A 242-nucleotide genomic window follows, 5' to 3' on the forward strand; every position below is an offset into this window, starting at 1 on the left:
GGCGACCGCTATGTACTGGACAGCCGCGTGCGCAACGCCAGCAGCTGGCTCGGTGATGCCGACGGCGTGCGGGTCAGCGCGTTCGCCGGCCGCACGCAGACCCGCGCGTTGTACCTGCAGGACGTGTGGAGCTTCGCCGACGCCTGGGCGCTGACCCTCGGCGGCCGGCTGGAACAATGGCGCGCCTACGGCGGACTGCGCGCGAATGCGGTCGACACCCTGCGTTACGCCGATCGCCGACG

The 242-nt window shown here is 71.9% G+C and carries 1 protein-coding gene; it reads left to right on the forward strand.

Translation table 11 applies throughout. The features are described from left to right. A partial coding sequence (locus UUA_RS18450; protein ID WP_008439870.1) for a TonB-dependent receptor domain-containing protein occupies positions 1–242 on the forward strand: 242 nt, incomplete at both ends.

The organism is Rhodanobacter thiooxydans LCS2, from assembly GCF_000264375.1.
Taxonomy (GTDB): domain Bacteria; phylum Pseudomonadota; class Gammaproteobacteria; order Xanthomonadales; family Rhodanobacteraceae; genus Rhodanobacter; species Rhodanobacter thiooxydans.